The organism is Pseudanabaena sp. 'Roaring Creek' (assembly GCF_001402795.1).
Classification (GTDB): Bacteria; Cyanobacteriota; Cyanobacteriia; order Pseudanabaenales; family Pseudanabaenaceae; genus Pseudanabaena.
In genome coordinates, this window is sequence record NZ_LIRE01000215.1 from 16493 (window position 1) to 35834 (window position 19342).

General features: G+C 47.6%; 7 protein-coding genes. 1 reads left to right on the top strand and 6 read right to left on the bottom strand.

Features of this window, described 5'->3' with window-relative positions:
- Nucleotides 1–6: 6 nt before the first annotated feature.
- From AC805_RS07090 to AC805_RS07110, 5 genes are all read right to left on the bottom strand, one after another.
- Nucleotides 7–4701 (bottom strand): non-ribosomal peptide synthetase, encoded by a 4695-nt coding sequence (locus AC805_RS07090; protein WP_055074767.1) that lies wholly within the window; start codon nt 4699–4701, stop codon nt 7–9.
- Between the two features lie 11 nt (nt 4702–4712).
- The gene (locus AC805_RS07095; RefSeq protein WP_055074768.1) at nt 4713–5792 is read right to left on the bottom strand and encodes an LLM class flavin-dependent oxidoreductase; all 1080 of its coding nucleotides are present in this window, start codon (nt 5790–5792) and stop codon (nt 4713–4715) included.
- Between the two features lie 4 nt (nt 5793–5796).
- Complete coding sequence (locus AC805_RS07100; protein WP_055074769.1) at nt 5797–10581, bottom strand: type I polyketide synthase; 4785 nt, start codon at nt 10579–10581, stop codon at nt 5797–5799.
- 220 nt (nt 10582–10801) lie between these two features.
- A complete protein-coding gene (locus AC805_RS07105) occupies nt 10802–14329 on the bottom strand; it encodes a non-ribosomal peptide synthetase (protein ID WP_055074770.1) in 3528 nt (1175 codons plus the stop codon).
- A 146-nt stretch (nt 14330–14475) separates the two neighbouring features.
- Nucleotides 14476–16146 carry a 3-oxoacyl-[acyl-carrier-protein] synthase III C-terminal domain-containing protein gene (locus tag AC805_RS07110; RefSeq protein WP_055074771.1) on the bottom strand — a complete coding sequence of 557 codons (1671 nt, stop codon included), beginning with the start codon at nt 16144–16146 and terminating at the stop codon, nt 14476–14478.
- Nucleotides 16147–16341: 195 nt separating this feature from the next.
- On the opposite strand from AC805_RS07110, the gene AC805_RS07115 reads away from it, so the two are divergent.
- On the top strand, nt 16342–17634 hold the full coding sequence (locus AC805_RS07115; protein ID WP_072143547.1) for an MFS transporter: 1293 nt from the start codon (nt 16342–16344) through the stop codon (nt 17632–17634).
- A gap of 297 nt (nt 17635–17931) precedes the next feature.
- Here AC805_RS07115 and AC805_RS07120 read toward each other — a convergent pair whose 3' ends face one another.
- Nucleotides 17932–19299, bottom strand: coding sequence for a salicylate synthase (locus tag AC805_RS07120; protein ID WP_055074773.1), 1368 nt, complete (start codon nt 19297–19299; stop codon nt 17932–17934).
- Nucleotides 19300–19342: the final 43 nt, after the last annotated feature.

The window sequence follows — 19342 nt, forward strand, 5'->3', positions numbered from 1 at the left end:
TTACGCCTAGCAACTTAAAATACTTGCTTCAGGGAAATCTACGAGTTTTAAGAGCACCTTTTGATAGTTCGCTAACAACTGCGCCACCATCTCACCTGTAAATTTCTCGGTACTGTAATTTAAGATGATGCGCATGGGTTTCGACATTTCCAAATAAAACTCCAACGGTATATTTTCCATATACAGTTCTGACTTAACATCCTCCCACGACTGCTTTCTAGCTTGCATTTCCACCACTTCCCAATGGGGTATCATTTCTAATCCCTGAGTGGCGGCAGTCATCGTCACACTTGCGATCGGACGCAAAGCCCCTAACTGTTGCGTTTGGGCGATGACTCGATTGAGGGGGATTTCTTTATGCTCGATCGCTTCCTTGATATTGGTTTGTAATTGCTTGATAAAAATCGCGCCTGTTTGTTCGGGAAGGATTGGCGATCGCAAAATAACATCATTGATAAAACAACCGAGCATCTGTTCAGTTTCAGGTAGGGGACGATTGCCTACGGTTGTCAAGATGCTCACTTCCTGATGTCCTTGCCATGCGGCTAGGGTTAGTTTCAATCCCGCAAGGAAGACAGCAAAACTGGTAACCCCCAAAGAGCGACTCAAAGCGACGATCGCTTCTACTAGGGATGTGGGTATTTCCGCAAAATAATGCCTTGCCTCGCGACTGGTCAATGGCTGAGCAAGGGGTAGGGAATTCCGATCGCTTACTAATTCGCCCACTAATTTATGCTGCCAATATTGCAGCTCCTGCGCGATCGCCGCTTCGTTGTATACCCGATGCTGCCAGAAAGCAAAATCTGCATATTGCAGAGCCACAGCGGGAAGTGGGGAAGGCAGATCGCGGGAAAAGGCTTGGATGAGGCTATGCAATTCTTGAAGCAGGAGGCTAAAAGAAGCGCCATCGGTAATGAGATGGTGCATCGAGATCGATAGCCAATGCTCTTCTGGTGCGAGACGAAATAATGTCGTGCGGATTAAAGGGGCGATCGCTAAGTCGAAGGCAGGTTCGGCGATCGCGATCGCCAAATTAAAAGCTTCAGATTCGCGTTCCGCAGGGGCTAGGTGTTGCAAATCCCTATAGACAAGCGGCAAATGCATAGATGGTAAAACGAACTGCATCGGTTGACTGTCAACGATCTTAAAGACCGTTCGCAGAATTTCATGGCGTTGGATGAGTTCGTTAAAACTCCGTTCCACCACCGCAGGATCGACCGCTTCCTTCATCCGTAAAATAATCGAACTATTGAGGGTTGCACCTGTGCTACTGGACTGATGGGCTTCCCAAATATATTGCTGCGAAAACGATAGGGGAATTGGCAAATCTAACGGACGCTGCGATTGAAGTTCGGTAATCCCGATCGGGTATTTTTTACTCCTCTGGAGGAGATCTGGGGAAGCAATCTGACTTTGCCCAATGCGATCGGCTAAGCCAGCCACGGTAGGCGATTGAAATAGGTCGATAATCGTGAGATTTGACGGAAAAATACTCAATAACTGGGCGATTAGTTTAGTTGCGAGTAACGAATGTCCGCCTAGCTCAAAAAAGTCATCATGAATCCCAATCCGTTCGATTTGCAGAATTTCGACAAATATCTGGGCGATTTGGGATTCTCTTGCGTTACTGGGGGCAATAAAAGTTTCAGTTAAGTCGGGACGTGATAGCTCTGGATCGGGTAATTGCGAACGATCCACTTTCCCATTTTTGTTGAGGGGCATTGCCGAGAGAAACATGAATCCCGCAGGAATCATATATTTAGGTAGGCGCTTTTCCAGAAAGCGTCGCAGACTTGCCGCCGTAGGACGATCGCCCACCTTCGGGACGACATAGGCAATCAGACGTTTATCCCCAGTATGATCTTCCCAATCGATCGCCAGACTTTCCTGTACTTCAGGATGCTGAGCTAGCAATGCTTCAATTTCTCCTAACTCGATCCGATATCCGCGTATTTTTACCTGTCGATCGAACCGACCGAGAAATTCAATGGTTCCATCAGCCCAATAGCGGGCGCGATCGCCTGTTTGGTAGAGCCTTGCCCCTGCTGGGCTAAAGCGATCGGGGATAAACTTCGCATCGGTCAGATCGGGACGATGGAGATAGCCCCTAGCTAAACCCATGCCACCGATATACAATTCGCCAGCAATGCCGATCGGCGTGGGCTGCAAGCATGGATCGAGGATATAGGTGCGAGCATTGCGAACAGGCTTCCCAATGGGAATCTCCCGACCTGCGAGATCGAGGGTAGCGAGATCGATGGTGGTGGTAACGATCGTTGCTTCCGTCGGTCCGTAGCTATTGACTAAACGTACGTGAGGTTTGACTATTTTTTGCCAGAGGGCAAAGCGATCGCTGAGGGCTTTTTCGCCACCGAGGATCACTAGCCTGATGGTGTCAGGTAATGCAAGCTGGCGATCGGTCATTTCCGTCACCATCTGATGCCAGAAAGCCGTAGGGAGATCGAGTACGGAAATCTGCCAGTCGGCACAGGTTTGGAGAAATGAGGCGATCGCGCCAAGCATCTCCTCCGATCGCAAGCTCAAAGTTGCCCCCGTCGAGAGGCAGGGAAAGATCTCTTCGGCAGCCGCATCAAAGCCGATGGAAGCAAATTGCAGCACACGATCGCGATCGCTGATACCATATTCCGCGATCGCCGCTTCCGTGTAGTTGACTAAAGAATGATGTTCCACCATTACCCCTTTAGGTTGCCCCGTCGAGCCCGATGTGTAGATAATGTAGGCAAGACGATCGCTCTGCACCGACCCTAGTTCTAAATTATCCCGACTTGCGGAGGCAATTTTTTCCCAATCACCATCGATCAAAATTACAGGCACATTAAATTGAGGTATTTTCTCAATCAAAGTTCTCTGGGTTAATAATACGGAAACTTTGGCATCGGACAGAATAAATTCCAGTCTTTGCGATGGATAGTTGGGATCGATTGGTACATAAGCCCCTCCCGCCTTGAGAATACTGAATAGTCCCACCAGCATATCAATCGAGCGCTCGACATAAAGTCCGACCAGACTTTCGGATTTAACCCCTAGATGCTGGAGATAACGCGCTAACTGATTGGCTCTTTGATTGAGTTCTTGATAGGTGATTTGGCGATCGCCAGCGATCGCCGCTATAGCATCAGGAGTCCTCTGCACCTGAGCCTCAAATAGTTGATGAATGTAAGCCTTAGTAACTGGAGTAGTTTGGGCTTGACTCCATGCCAATAACTGTTGTTCCTCTTCTAGGGGCAGTAGGGGCAAGGCAGATAGAGAGCGATCGGGGTTCGCCATAATTCCCGCTAATAGGGTTTGGAAATGCGCCAACATACGGGTAATCGTAGCTTCATCAAACAGATCGGTGTTGTACTCTAACTTTCCGATTAAGCCATTCGCTTCCACAAGGTGAATCGTAAAATCAAATTGAGATGTGTGATTGTCGATGCGATCGTGCTCAACCTGTAAATTAGGAAGTTCGATATTCTCAATCGAAAAGGCGTTTTGAAATACCAGCATGACTTGAAATAGGGGCGCGTAGCTTAAATTTCTTGCCAGTTGTAATTCATCGACCAATTTTTCAAAGGGAAGCGTTTGATGCGCTAAGGCTCCTAAGACAGTTTCGCGTACGCGCTGCATTAGGGTTAGGAAACTAGGATTTGCCGATAGGTCAGTACGCAGCACCAAGGTATTGATGAAACAACCGATTAAATTTTCCAGTTCGGGTTGTTGACGATTGGCGATTGGCGCACCAATTAAGATATCTTCCTGTCCGCTATACCGAAATAGTAACGTTTGCAACGCCGCTAGTAGAGTAATAAATAAGGTGTTGCCCGTTTGTTGTGATAGATCCCTGAGCGCCGCCGTGAGATCCATAGGGATAGTAAAAGATAGGGTTTTACCAGTAAAAGACTGGACGGCAGGACGCGGGCGATCGCTGGGCAAGGACAAGAGATCGGGAGCATGGAGCAATTGCTGTTTCCAATAACTGAGATCCTTTTCTAGTACTGCCCCTTGCAGGTATTGTCTCTGCCAGATCGCAAAGTCTGCATATTGAATGGGTAAGGAAGTGAGGGGCGAGGAGTTCCCGACTGACAGCGCTGCATAAAGCCTGCTCAGTTCGCGGAAAAAGATACCAATCGACCAAGCATCCACCGCAATATGATGCAGGGTTAATAGCAGCATATATTCGGTAGTACTGAGTTGTAGTAGATCTGCCCGCAATAATATATCTCGCTCTAAATTAAAGGGCTGGCAAGCCTGCGACTGCGTAATGTTTTCGACTTCCCTCTCTTTTGCTTCGGTTGATAGCGATCGCAAATCGGAGATCGCCAATTGCCAATCATCGATCGGATTAATAATCTGCGTTAGTTCCCCTGCGATCGTTTGGTAAGTGGTACGGAGGATTTCGTGACGTTGTAGAATTGCTCGAAGACTCTGAGCTAAGGCTGTGACTTGCAGATTGCCCTTAATTTTTAAGGTGATCGAAATATTATTGGAGACCGCGCTATTAAGACTTAACCGATCCTGAAACCACATCCGCTGCTGTCCAAACGAAACCTCAAGATGACCTTTGCCCTCCTTCTCTTGGCGCTGGGGAATCGACTGAGAAAGGGGCAATGGACTCGGTTTTAAGGACATTCGCCGTTTCAATAGAGCCTGTTGCTCTGGAGACAACGCCGCAATTCGTTTGGATAAATCATTCATCATCAGGTAGCTCGCTAAACTAGAATTGGAGATTTGGGAAGGGAGTTGGGATGGGATAGGTAGCTATTTTTGATGTCTTTGAGAAAGTCTAGGCTTTCCATCACCCAATCAAATTCCACCCCAAAGTCAATGAGGGCTGCAATTTCATCGATTCCTGCCTGTTGCAGATTGTCGATCATGGTTTGGCAATAGGCGGGAGTTCCCATTAATACCTTGCCGTTAAAATAGGTCTCAAAACTAAACTCAAGCAGATCGTCTAGGTCTTGCGGAGTCATGGTGTTAGGATCAATGGAAAACCGCAGGTCACCAGAGGACTTGACTACTAGATCGAAATGGGTTTTGAGATAATTTTTAAAGGGCTGTTTCACCTTGCGCCGCACGGCATCCATATCGCGATCAATAAATGTATGGATCATCATGGCAACCTTTCCACTTTGGGGATCGTGACCATGTTGCGCTAGGGCTTGACGATAAAGGGTGATTTTTCGCAGGATTTCGTCGAGGCTTTGGTATAGGGGCGAAGTGAGAATATTCGCCCCTATTTTGCCAGCTTCCAGAAAGGTTTCGTCGGAGAGGGCGGTGATCCAGATGGACAAGTTGGTTTGCAAGGGTCTGGGAAAGGTATGAATATTGACAGGCTTACCATTGCCACCGATTAAGGCGATCGCCTCGCCTTGCCAAAGCTGCTGCAATACTTGAATATCGCGCCACATAATTTCTTTTTTGGCAGCATACTTTTCAGGATAAAGCACAAAATCGTTAGGATGCCATCCTGGAGCAAAGGACAGACTAACACGCCCCTTGGACAGATTATCTACCATCGCCCATTCTTCGGCAACGCGCAAAGGATTTTGCAATGGCATGACGACGCTGCCAGAGCGAATTTGGATATGGTCGGTAATCATCGCGATCGCTGCGCCCGCCACCGATGGATTGGGATAAAGCCCCCCAAAGGCATCGAAGTGACGTTCGGGAATCCAAACAGCAGCAAATTTATGGCGATCAGCAAATTTTGCCCCTTCTAGCAATAGATGATATTTGTCGCGACTGGTTGTGGAACCATCACCAGAGAAATAAAACAAACTAAATTCCATAATTCTAATCCTGCACTTGAGCTAACTGGGCTTGTATTTCATCTAGGGATAATTTTTCGATCTCGGCAAGAATCTTTGCCATCTCATCGGAATCCTCTGGCTGTAAAAGTGGCTGTAAAAGTTGCTCTCCGATTAAACTTGCCAATCCCGCCACCGTGGGCGCATCCGAAAGCAATGTCCGCAGCGATAGTTCCACAGGATACATTTCGCGGATCTGTGACACCAATCGCACCGCTAAGAGGGAATGTCCTCCCAACTCGAAGAAATTATCATTAACTCCCACCTGTTCTAGCCCTAGTTGAGCTTGCCAGAGTTCGGCGATTTTCTGTTCGATCGCATTACTTGGAGCCACATAGCTAGTGGATTGGAGCGATCGCTGGTGTCCTGCGACTCCTATAGCCGATGGCAACGATGCTTGAGCAGATGCTTGAGAAGATACTTGAGAAGCCGATTGGTCATTTGCCCTTGCCGCAGGAGCATCGGGTTGCTGTAGAGCCATATTGTTCTGTTCCCTTTGCTTCAGCACCGATGACCAGTCTTTGGTGGAAACTAAGACCTGACGATAATCGCTGTGCAAAATGCGCTGTAGAGCTTCTAGCCCCTCTTGGGGAGCGATGCCCAGCGCTAGAGCCTCTAGACGTTCCTGCTTGATGCGATCGGGCAATCCCTTGAGATCTGCACCCATGCCTATTTCCTGCCAGATATCCCAATTAATGGAAATGGTGCGTTGATGCGAGGACTGCGCCGCAAAGGCATCGAGGAAACAGTTAGCAGCACAATAGTCCACTTGTCCTAGTCCACCGAGAACGGCACTAAGAGAGGAAAATAGCACCAAGAAATCCAAACCATCATTTTGGAAAGTCTGTTGCAGAACGAGCGTACCTTGAACCTTGGGACGCATGACTTGAGCGGCGACGGCGGGATCTTTGAGTTGCATAATTCCATCGCCAGCGACTCCAGCCGTATGCAAAATACCGTGGAGTTTTCCAAAGGTTTGTTGAATGCGATCGCGCAGGGATTGCATTTGTTCGCGATCGGCAACATCGGCATTTAACACCATCACTGTCGCACCATGCGCTTCCATGGCTTGGATTTTGCGAATTTTGACGGTTATACTATCCTCGTCACCGTGATTTTGCATCCATCGTTCCCATTCGTCCCTAAGAGGCAAAGCGGTGCGACTGATTAAAACTAGCTGGGCTTGGAAATTACGGGCGAGATACTCGGCAATAGTCATGCCAATGCCACCCATGCCGCCAGTAATCAAATATACTCCCCGATGCCGAAATGCTGTCCGATCTGTTGTCCAATCTGTTGTCCAATCTGCTTTCCGATCTGAAGGTGAAGTTACCGAGGGTAAATAGATTTCTTCATGAATTGGTAACCAGCGATAGTTGCCCCGATAGGCAACTATGGGCGCAGAGGAGCGATCGGCGAGATTGAGAATTTCCGCAACGATTTGATCGCATTGATCGCCCCACTGTTTATTCTCAGGTTTATTCTCAGGTTTATGATCGGGTTTATGATCAGGGTCAGCAGCGATCGCCACATCGATCGCACCGCAGGCGATCTGAGGATATTCCTGAGGAATCACCTTACAGGCTCCCAAAATCGTGGTTTTTTCTGGAAAAACTACTTCCGTTCCCGATACATCTTGCGTATGGTTCGAGACCACCCCAAGGCAGATTGCTTGCGTCACATTTTGCTGACCGATCGCTTGAGCTAAATAGAGCAGGCTAAAGAAGCCCAATCTCTGCGATTCTTCCCCATCAACCCGATCTCCTAAAGTCCAGAGATGGGCAATTATAGGCGATTGTCCCAAGGTGAGAACTTCTCGAATTAGCAGCTCATAGTGATGGCGATCGCTGGGATTAATCCGATAGACATCATCGTCACTGTGACTAAACTCAGAACCAATATGCACCTGAATTACTCGATATCCACGCTGCTGCAAGCTTTGGGTCATCGTCGCACCTAAGCCCTGACGATCGCCAAAGATGACCCAGCAGCGATCGCTTAGTTCCTTTCGTATCGGTAAAGCCGCACGCTTCCAAGAGGGAAAATAGAACCATTCGCCAATATCCGACTTCTTGTTCAGATCGATCGTAGGTCGATCGTTTGATTCTAGCTGGGGAGCCGCGATCCAATAGCTTTGCCGCTCAAAGGGATAGGTGGGAAGGGGAACCCGCGCCGATGGCTGTTGAGCATAAAATTCCGCCCAATCAATTTCTACCCCATGCAGCCAAAGTTGTCCCAAGGTTTTGAGGAAAAATTCTAGTTCTGAAGATCGATCTTGGGGATGGGGTAAAGAACTAAGAATTACGCGATCGCTTGACTGCTGCTTGGCTAAGGTGCTGAGTGTGCGTCCTGCACCTACTTCCAATAAAATGCCATCGGCATTATTTAATAGCTCGGCAATACCCTGCGAAAACTGAACGGGTTGCCGCAAATGCTGCGCCCAATATTGGGGATCGGTGGCAGATGCCGCCGTAATCCAAGTACCCGTCACATTGGAAATAAATGGAATTTGCGGTGGATGCAACGTCATTTTTTGTAAGTGCTCGACCAATGGCGCGATCGCTCCTTCCATCATCGGCGAATGAAAGGCATGGGAGGTATGCAAAGGTTGACAAGGGATCTCTTGAGCGGATAGCAACCTTTGCAGTTTGGCGATCGCTTCTATTGCTCCTGAAACGACACAGAGCGATGGACTATTAATGGCGGCAAGGAAGAGATCCGCTCCGAGAAAAGACTGGACATCTCTGGACGATAGGCTCACGGCAAGCATCGCTCCTTGGGGCTGTTGTTGCATCAAGCTCCCGCGCAGAGCAACGAGAGCGAGGGCATCATCAAGCGAGAACACGCCCGCAAGATAGGCGGCTACATATTCGCCAATACTATGCCCGATCATCGATTGGGGCTTTACTCCCCAAGACATCCACAATTTGGCAAGGGCATATGCGATCACAAATATGGCAGGTTGGGCGATCGCTGTCTGCCTTAATTTCTGCTGCGCGGATGGTATTGCTTCACCCTCGGCAAATAATATGGAACGCAGATCGATTTGATGCTGGGTCGAGAGGATCGTAAAACAGCGATCGCATTCTGCTTGAAAAGTCGGCTCGCTCATATATAGCTCTCGCGCCATGTTTAGATACTGCGAGCCTTGCCCAGAAAACATGAACATAACTGCCGTATTATTTGCTTCAGCATGTCCTGTCAGCGATCGCTCTGGCTGTTGCAGCAAGATTTGGCTCGCATCTGCCAAGGTTTGGGCGATCGCCACCCTTCGATGGGGTAGCGCCCAACGTCCAATCCCCAAGGTATAGGCGACATCCGTTAAGTTAAGCTCGGTTTTTTGGTTGAGATAATCGCCTAAATTTGCAGTTGCCTTGTCCAAGGCTGTCTCTGTTTTCGCAGAAAGCGCGAGGATCTGATAAGCCCTCGGCTTTAGATCGGTTGTTATTGGTGCAGGAGCTTCTTCCAACACAACATGTACATTTGTGCCACCAAAACCAAAGGAACTCACCCCAGCCCTGCGAGGAATTCCTTGGGGTTCCCATGCCGTCAGTTGGGTATTGACAAAAAATGGGCTATTCGCAAAGTCAATCTGAGGATTGGGCGCTGTGAAGTTAAGACTGGGGGGGATCTTTTTGTGATGCAGCATCAGTACGGTTTTAATGAAACCCGTAATTCCTGCGGCGGCATCTAAATGACCCACGTTGGTTTTCACGGAACCGATCGCACAGAATTGGCGGCGATCGGTCGCGACTCGAAAAGCTTGGGTCATGGCGGCAACTTCGATCGGATCGCCCAGAGCCGTGCCCGTACCATGGGTTTCCATGTAGGTAATGGTGTCGGGTTCTACTTCCGCCATCATTTGCGCGGCACGAATCGCTCTTGCTTGACCTTCCTGACTGGGAGCGGTATAACCGACTTTCATCGAGCCATCATTGTTAATCGCCGAGCCCTTGATTACTGCATAAATGCAATCGCGATCGGCGATCGCATCTTCTAAGCGCTTTAGTACCACGATTCCCAAACCATTGCCACCCACCGTGCCATTCGCCCCACAGTCAAAGGCTCGACAATGACCATCGGGAGAGACGATCTCTTCGGGGGATAGGGTGGATTCGTTCTGGGGCACTTTTACGGAAACTCCCGCTGCCAGAGCCATATCACATTCGCCACTCAACAAGCTTTGACAGGCTAAATGGACTGCGACGAGAGAACTCGAACAGGCTGTTCCCACGCTCATGCTCGGACCTTTGAGATTCAACTTGTAGGAAACACGGGTAGGCAGATAGTCTTTGTCCACTCCCACTAAAGTTTGTAAGAATCCCCTCGACTCAATAAAGTTGGGATTGGGACTCAGGTTGTAGAGCAGATAGGTTCCCATGCCTACGCCAGCAAATACGCCAATGGGACTAGACTCAGTTTCAGACCGATAGCCTGCATTTTCGAGGGCTTCCCAAGCACATTCTAGAAAGAGTCGATGCTGGGGATCCATAGCTTCTGCTTCCCTAGGATTGAACCCAAAGAAAGCCGCATCAAATCGATCCACATCCTGCAATATCGATCCAAATCGAGGTATCTTTGCGGACAAAGGGATATCCTTCGCATCTGATCCCTGTTGGGATGATTGGGATTTATTAAACTTACTAAAGGGAGTGACTAGCTCTACACCTGTTTCTAGATTTTTCCAGAAATCATCAATGGTAGGGCTTCCTGGCAACTTTCCCGCCAGACCGATTACTGCTATTTCTAAACCATTTTGATGGGAATTCATAATGCTTATTTGGTAAAAATATTAATCTCGATTAATCGCGATCGCAGGATTTATGCGCATTCAAGGTTTTGAGATTCCCAAAATGGCAATACCATTCTGGGAATTGGCATAGGGGTTCTCAAATCAAGAAATGGCTAAGCCATTTCTTGATTTGGTGTGAGGTTTTGAGATTCCCAAAATGGCAACGCCATTTTGGGAATTGGGATTAAGTAGCCATTTATCACAGCACATTTGTCTGTTTAGATCGATCCAATCGTTGTTTAATCCGATTCTTGCCAGCATCCAATCTTTGCGCTGATTTCTGCTGCTCTAAAACATTTGTGGTCTGCCCTTGGGTCAATCGCTGCGCTAAAGCCTTCACCGTAGGATAACTAAAGAGATCGACCAGAGAAATCAATTGAATTTCCTGTGGCAAGGCGAGCCCTAGTTTGCGATAAACGTTAGTAATTAGCAGTGAATTTGCGCCAAGATCGAAGAAATTGTCATTGACCCCAACCTTTTCCAGTTCTAACTCCGCTTGTAAAACGGAAGCGATCGCCCGTTCGATTGCATTTTGCGGAGCGGTGTAGGCTGCCACTCGGGTTTGAAATAAGGATACCTGCGTCGGTAGTGCTTGGCGATCGACCTTTCCATTAGCCGATAGGGGGAATTTGTCAAGGAACAAATAGATAGAAGGAATCATCGGACTCGGCAACTTATGTCCCAGAAATTGACTGAGTTCCTCCACCGTTGGTGCTAGCGTCGCATCGTCCATTTGGGGAATAATGTAAGCCGCTAACTGAGCCTGTTGTCCCTCTCCCACGATCTTAATAATGGCGGTTTTGACCTTGGGATGTTGCATTAAGGCGGCTTCAATTTCCCCTGCTTCCATACGCTGACCGCGTAGTTTAATTTGAAAATCGACCCGACCTAAAAATTCAATCGTGCCATCCTTTAAATAGCGACCGCGATCGCCAGTACGATAAATTCGCTCCCCCGTTCTTGGGTGAGTGATAAAAGCAGCCTTAGTTCTAGTTTCGTCTTGCCAATAACCCTTGGCTACCTGCACTCCCGCGCAATACATTTGACCCGCTACCCATGTCGGACAATCATCTAAGGCTTCATTCAAAATGTAGTATTTTGAGTTGGTCATCGGCTGACCGTAGGGGATACTTTTCCAATCAGGCGAGACTTCATTCACTTGATAGCCAATATTCCAAATGGTGGTTTCGGTGGGTCCTCCAATACTCAATAGATCGATATGGGGAACTACAGCCCTAATGCGATGGGGTAGGGAGACGGGAAACCAATCCCCTCCCAATATGGCTAAACGCAAATTAGAGGTCAAATTAGAGGTCAAATTAGAAGTAGCGGATGCCGCGCGATCGCTGATAGCATTCACCAACATTTCCATCATGGCTGGAACCGAGTTCCACAATGTCACTTGCTGCGTCTCGATCAGATCTGCCCAATGGTGGGGATCTTTGAGCGATCGCGCGTCAGGCAAGACGATCGCGCCCCCCGCACTGAGCATCCCAAAAATGTCATAAACCGATAGATCGTGATTAAGCGCCGTTAAAGCAAGAATGCGATCGCGATGGGTAACTTGATAGTTTTGGTTCGTGTAAACGATCACATTCGCGACATTGCGGTGGGTGATCATTACTCCTTTGGGTAAACCCGTGGAGCCAGAAGTATAGATTACATAGGCAAGATCATCAGGATTTTGCAGAGGTGGAAGAGATAGTTCCTTCTCGTCATGAAAATCTTTATGAAAGTCTTTATAAAAGTCTTCGCGATCGAGACAAAATCTCTTCATACTGCGATCCCAAATCAAGGTGTCATCTAACCAAGATTGAGTTAATACAATTTGTGCTTCGCTGTTTTTCAGGAGATATTGCAAGCGCTCTGGCGGCAGATCGGGGGCAATGGGCACATAGGCAGCTCCTGACAACAAAACTCCCATGACCGCAACGATCTGCTCCCATCCCTTTTCCATAACGATCGCTACTAGCTGGTTGGGAACTACACCTAAATGTCTGAGTTTATAACCGACCTGATGGGCGCGATCGCTTAATTCCTGATAGGAAATAGATTTTTGGGAAGTAATTACCGCAGAGAGATCGGGATATTCCCTTACTCGCTCCTTAAATAGTTCTTGCAATAAAACCTTCGGAATATCGGCATCTGTGAAATTGGCAATATTTCTATTTAACAGTTGCTCAGAGGTAAGTAGTTGTCGATTGGGTTCGATCCAGATTTCCTCAGACTTAGCTAGGCGTTCGAGGAAATGACAATAGGTCGCAAACATATCGGCGATCGCGCCATCGGGGAACAGTTCGTCCACTACATCCCAGTTAAAGGTGAGAGTTTCCTTCTCTTCCCAAACCTGCACATCCATCCAAGCTTGAGAAGCTTGGCTGATGCCATATACTAACTCACCAAAATGACTAAAGGTCAAAGTTTCCTGCCCCATAGCGGCAAATCCGAGGGTACTGGTAAAAATTACGGGCATCGCGTTGGGCACATTACCCTGTTGGCGAGTGAGTTCTCGTGTCACCCTTACCCCGCTAAAGTAGCGATGTTCGAGATCCTGCCAGAGTTGTTTTTGGAGTCGCAGGGCGCGATCGCCAAAGGGTTCTTGCCGAGAATTATCGACCTCTAGTAAGGTTACTGAGGTAAAGTCCCCCAATAGGTGATTGACATGGGGATGCATTGGTAGGCGATTAAATAGCGCCAAATTTAAGGTAAATTGCGGATTTTGACTCCAGAGAGCGATAATTTCGGCAAAGGCGGCAAGCAATAGCCCCGAAGGCGTTAAACCAATATTTTTGGCTTTTTGCTGGAGCCTTTGCCAGTCATCTCGCTCCATTTGAGCATGATAGCGTTTACAGCGATGCTGTTTCAGTTCTTGCGGATTTTTGGCGAGGGGCAATTCTGGCGCGGGGGGCAAATTGCTGAGGCGTTTGAGCCAATATTCCTGCGATCGCTGATAAAGCTTGGTTTGCGGTAAAGACTGTTCGGCAAGAACATAGTCCCGAAAGGAAAGCTCTAATGGTGGCAAAACCGCTTCGGGACATTGATAGAGTTGAAACCATTCTTCAAATAGACGGAATAGGCTCCAAGCATCAAATACAAGCAGATCGTAACTGATATGCAAACGGGTGCGATCGCCATCTAAATAGGTCACGCGAAAATCAAACAAAGGATAGCGATCGGCGGGTAATACTTGATGGGACATCTCTTCCCTGATGGCTGCAAGTCGATCAGCGATCGCTGTCGGTGTTTGTCCGCGCAGATCTACCACCGCAAGGTGATAGGGCGGAACTTCCTTCAGGATTTGCTGTTGTCCATCGGGACGCACGATAGCCCGCAACATATCATGGCGCGAGATCGATTGCTGTAGGGCGCGATTTAAGCGTTCAAAATCGAGATGACTTCCTTCTATTTCATAGTATCCATGATTGGAAACATTGCCCAAGGTCAGTACGCCACTGCGTCCGATCCAAAAAGCGTGCTGCATATCGGTCAGCGGGAATGGCTCATAACGCGATTCGGGATCGGGAACGATCGCGGGCAAATCATTTTCCGTAGGACTAGTCTGATGCTGGTGCAGCAATGCTAAAATCTCGCTCTTGCGATTAATAATGGAGTCGCGCAATTCGGCAGTTAAGACTCCCTGCGGGGCATCCACTAGCAGAGATTCGCCTTCAGCCGATAATTTAATACCGATATTAGAGAGTGAGTTTAAAAGTGAATACAGATTCATAGATTGGCTCTAAATTAGCTCTAAATTAGCTCTAGATTAGCTAGATAAATGTTCGTTCATTATTTCTGCCTAGGTAAAAATAATGAGATTGATAACAATAAGGAGAAATGAGAAATGAGAGGGGTAATGGTATGGATGGGAACACTCTACAAGCTGATAATTTCTCGATTTAGCTGACTGTGAGAGTTTCCCGTGATCGCATTTTCAAGCACATTGCCGATCGCATTTTCGAGCGCATTGTGGTTAATAACCTTGGCAACGGCAAGCCGAGCCAGCAAAAATTCCGCCAGATGCTGGATCGTATTTTCGCCAAAAAAATTCTCCATCGGTACGCGGATTTGTAAATCGGTTTCAATACGATGGCGGAAGACGATCGCCATTAAAGAATCCAGTAAAGTCGCCAAACAATCGCGATCGCTGATATTACTGGGGGTAATTTGTTGTGAATTTGCTAGCCAATCCTGTAGATAAGCAACCAAGATCCCATAGCGATCTTCCAAATCAGCCGTCTCCAGTCGCTGCTTGATAGAAGCTTCGGCAAACAAAGCTACAGGCTGCTCGATAGGAAGAGGAAGAATTTGTTTTTCTATCTGTTTTTCTAAAGGAATTAGATTTTCTAACTGCGCAATTCCTTGCAATTTATTTTGGGAATTATCTTGAGAATTACTTTGGGAATTACTTTGAGAACTATCTTGGGAGAGATTCAAGGCTGGGGGAATCCTAGCCCCTAAACCCACATCCCCCCAACGCATTACGATCGCGGCGGCAGTCGCAGCAGCACCATTGGCATATACCAACACCAAATCATTGTCACGAATTTTCCCCTGCATTGCTGCATGATAGAGGTTAGCAATGGGAAAAACGGGACCAAGATTGGCATAGAGTGGATATAGGTCAATTACCTTCGCAGGATCGATTCCCAAGGCTTTAGCGCATACGCTCGCATACCAAGCTGTGGGCGTATTAAAGGCAAAACAATGGATTTGGTCGAGACTAACACCTGCTTCTTTAACAGCGGTTAAACAACATTGGCGCACCCGATCCACAGCCGTTTCTCCGAGGCTACTGGCATTGTCACCTGTACTAGTTTGGAAGCGTGGGTTTCCTTGGGCATCGATCGCTAACCCATGGATGTAGGCTCCGATCGTTGCGGTTGTCGGTACGATTTTTGTACTCATGAGTCCACGATTTGGGCGATCGCTACTCACAACCATCGCTCCAGCCCCATCCCCCATCGACAGGGAAAGAGTATCAGTTTCATTCACCGCTTGAGAGCCCAGATGGGAAGCCACAATCAAAATATGACGATAGGTTCCAGTTTGCAAGAAAGCTTGAGCGGTATGGAGCGCAATTAGGGCACTAGCGCAGGTCGATTCTAGATTCCAAGCTGGGCAATTCAGTCCCAGTCGCTCCGCCAGTTGAGTCGCTAGCCCAGTTCCCACCGTATCGGGAAAGAGCGAAGAAACGAGGGCTAAATCGATCTGATCGGGCGATAGATTTGCCGCCCTAATCGCATCTTGAGCTGCTTGACATTCAAGCAATAGGGAGGATTCACCTTCTGATACCACATGCCGATTGACACTGCCTCGAAATGGATCGGCTAGATAGGTCGTAAGTTCTTGCAACCAGAGATCGATTCCGTTGGCAGTGGCGCTAGATTCCATAGATTCAAAGGCTTCAGAGAGTTTCACTCGCCTTTGCCTTGGGTTAACCTGAAACAATTCAGGGAATTTTTGTTGCCAATATTGATTGGTGCGAATTGTGTGGGGAAAGCTGACTGCCAGCGAACGAATACCAACCGATTGCACGATCTTCATAAATTTTTCAAAGGTTTACAAGCTTATTGCATATAATTCTCAAGAGAATATATTGACATTAACATATCAATCTCCGAGAAACAAGCAATATCTACAAAGATATCATGGGAAATTCAATTTTATTTATTAGTAATCTTTATCAATAAATATGCCATGATGGAACATTATTTTTGAAGATGTTTAAAGATTTTTGTCGTGCGTATTTTTACAATTCTTTGGAGCGGGCAGATGGCTTCGGCGATTGGGACAGAGATGACCCAATTTGCACTCACCATCTGGATTTGGCAGATGACTCAGCAAACCACAGCGATCGCGCTCCTCAGTTTCTTTTTTCTGCTCCCCCAAATAGCGATCGCTCTATTCGCAGGGTTAATTATCGATCGCTTCAATCGTCAATATCTGATGATTTTTAGCGATGTGGGGGTCGCTCTATGTACGGTTTTAATTGGATTGCTTTACGCAACGCAAAACCTCCATCTCTGGCATCTATATTCCTTAGCAGTCATCTATGGCTGCTGTGGGCAGATACAAGGGCTAGCTTTTTCCGCATCGATTTCATCCATCGTGCCTCAGCAGCACTACGCCCGCGTGAGTAGCATGAGAACGCTGATCAACTACAGTTCGGCAATTATCGCACCCGCGCTTGTCGGTGCACTCTATCCCGCGATCGGCTTGATTGGCATCATTGCGATCGACCTCACAACTTTTTTAATCGGCATTGGGACGGTGCTCATGGTACGCATTCCCCAACTAGAAAGCCAAGAAACTATGGAAATCAATCGCAAAACGATCGGACAGCAATTGTTTTGGGGGATTAATTACATCCTCGCCAGACCGAGTCTATTGGCAATGACCGTTACTTTTTGTTTGTTTCTGTTTACCTACCACATGGTGGAAACCTTATATCAACCCATGATCCTTGCGCGTACTAATGGAAGTACTCAGATATTGAGTATGGTTGTGACTGCGGCAGGTATAGGCGGTGTTGTGGGAGGGGCGACCTTGAGCGTTTTCGGGGGCTTTAAACGCCAAATTCGCGGGATGATCGTCGGATTTATCGGCGTGGGGCTCGGCAGTTGCGTCCTAGGTCTGGGACAAACGCCTTGGATTTGGATTGGAGCCCATTTCTTCGCCGCCTTTAGTGTTCCTCTAACCTATAGTTCCAGTTATGCCGTCTGGTATGCCAAAGTACAGCCTGAGGTGCAAGGACGAGTGCTAGCATCAGCCCATGCATTGGGATTGGTAGTTGGCGCATTTGCGAGCCTAATCGCGGGAGTATTAGCCGATCGCATTTTTGAACCCGCCATGAATTCTGGGAGCCTCTTTGCCACCATATTTACGCCCATTATTGGCATAGGTAAAGGTTCAGGAATTGCCCTATTGGTGACGATCGCCTCCCTTTTAATGGTCGCAATTGGGGTAATTAGTTATAAATTCCCTCCGCTCCGCAACGCGGAAGATTTACTTCCAGACCACGGTCAATCGTAATAATACGAAGTTAAGAAACCATTTAAGAATTCACTAGATCCCCCCCAGCCCCCCTTAAAAAGCAGGGGGGAGAATTCAATTCTTCCCCCTTTTTAAGGGGGATAGAGGGGGATCTCTTAGATTTTGTGACCGCAAAAAGTGATTCTTAAATGGTTTCTAAGAAATGGCGTAGCCATTTCTTAATTTGAAAACCCTTATACCAATCCACGAAAGTGTTGTCACATTGTTATACCAATTCACGTTCGTGAATTGGTATAACAGAGAGAGTTGCATAACCTGCGACTCTCTCAGACGAAGCTACTTGAGAACTAAATTGGTCAACATCGTATTCATTTTATTGACAGATTCCACATACTCACTTTCGGGTATCGACTCCGCCACAATACCTGCGCCAGCATTAAAACAGATTGATTCATCGTACTGATAGGCGGAGCGAATCGCGATCGCGAGATCCGCAGTTCCGTGACTGTCCACCCAGCCGATTCCACCAGCATACAAACCTCTGGGCTCGGCTTCTAAGCGATCGATCCATGCCAAAGCATTCTGTTTATCGATGCCCGAAACCGTAATGCCTGGAAATAGGACTTTTAAGGCATCCCATAGCGTTTTTTCGGGTTTCAACTCGCCACCAACGCGAGAGGAAAGATGTTGCACGCAGCGATATTGTTTGACCTGCATGAAATCAAAAACCTTCACCGTTTCAGGGATGCAAAACTCACCGATCTCATCTTGGGCAAGCCAAATAGATAGGGCATGTTCCTTGACCTCCTTCGCATCGGTAAATAGTTCGCGGTTTAACTGTTGATCTCGAGCGAGATCTTCTGAGCGGGGACGGGTGCCTGCTAAGGGGTTAGTGATGACAAAGCGATCGCGATCTACGGTCATCAAAATCTCTGGACTGAAACCGACCGCACTCACATTGTCCATCTGGAAACAGTAGGAACGGACAGAATTATTGCTTTGAGAACCAAGACAATAGGTTCCTAGTAAATCCATTTCGCCTTTCACCTTGACAGAGCGCGAAAGAATCGCCTTATGCAAATGTCCTTCCCGAATTGCTTGGATCAATTTGCTTACCTGCGTCTGATAGTATTCGCGATCGGCAAAATCAACAACAGGGGGAGTAGCCTTATAGCTACGCAGTGGCGCATCGATAGACAGAGCTTCAAGGATTTTCGTAATGGGCTTCACGCTTCTGATCCGAATGCCGCGATCGGTAATATGCAGTTCTGTCTCAGGAATGAAAAAATTGAGTAGCGGCTGTTGAATTGCCTTGGTATAGGGTGAATAAAACCTCGCCATGTCAAAACTAACGTAGCCATAGGCAGTCCAATTTTCGATTGGTAAAGAGGCTAGAGCCGATTCCACCTGTTTGAGCGGATCGGTAATCGGTTGAGACTGGGTTTGCCCCATATAAGTACAGGTCACCGCTTCCGTACTTACCGAAATACTCCCTAGGGTGTTTCCCGCAATCCGAGTTTCGCGATCGCCTTGATACAACATATAGCTCGAAAAAAGACCGAAATCCAAGAGATTCTGCAATAGGCATTGCGGATCCTTGGGTGAGGGGACAAACAACTCATGATAAATAACAGATTGAGTAGCAGATTGAGTAGTAGATTGAGCAGCAGCCTGAGTATCGGCTTGAGTAGCAATTGGAGACATGGATAAATACCTAAATACTTAAAATTAAAGAATGGGTGGGAAT

Bases quoted from the DNA above. Each gene is read 5' to 3' on its own strand.
- AC805_RS07120 (WP_055074773.1), bottom strand. From the start codon at position 19,299: ATGTCTCCAATTGCTACTCAAGCCGATACTCAGGCTGCTGCTCAATCT.
- AC805_RS07090 (WP_055074767.1), bottom strand. From the start codon at position 4,701: ATGATGAATGATTTATCCAAACGAATTGCGGCGTTGTCTCCAGAGCAA.
- AC805_RS07100 (WP_055074769.1), bottom strand. From the start codon at position 10,581: ATGAATTCCCATCAAAATGGTTTAGAAATAGCAGTAATCGGTCTGGCG.
- AC805_RS07105 (WP_055074770.1), bottom strand. From the start codon at position 14,329: ATGAATCTGTATTCACTTTTAAACTCACTCTCTAATATCGGTATTAAA.
- AC805_RS07110 (WP_055074771.1), bottom strand. From the start codon at position 16,146: ATGAAGATCGTGCAATCGGTTGGTATTCGTTCGCTGGCAGTCAGCTTT.
- AC805_RS07095 (WP_055074768.1), bottom strand. From the start codon at position 5,792: ATGGAATTTAGTTTGTTTTATTTCTCTGGTGATGGTTCCACAACCAGT.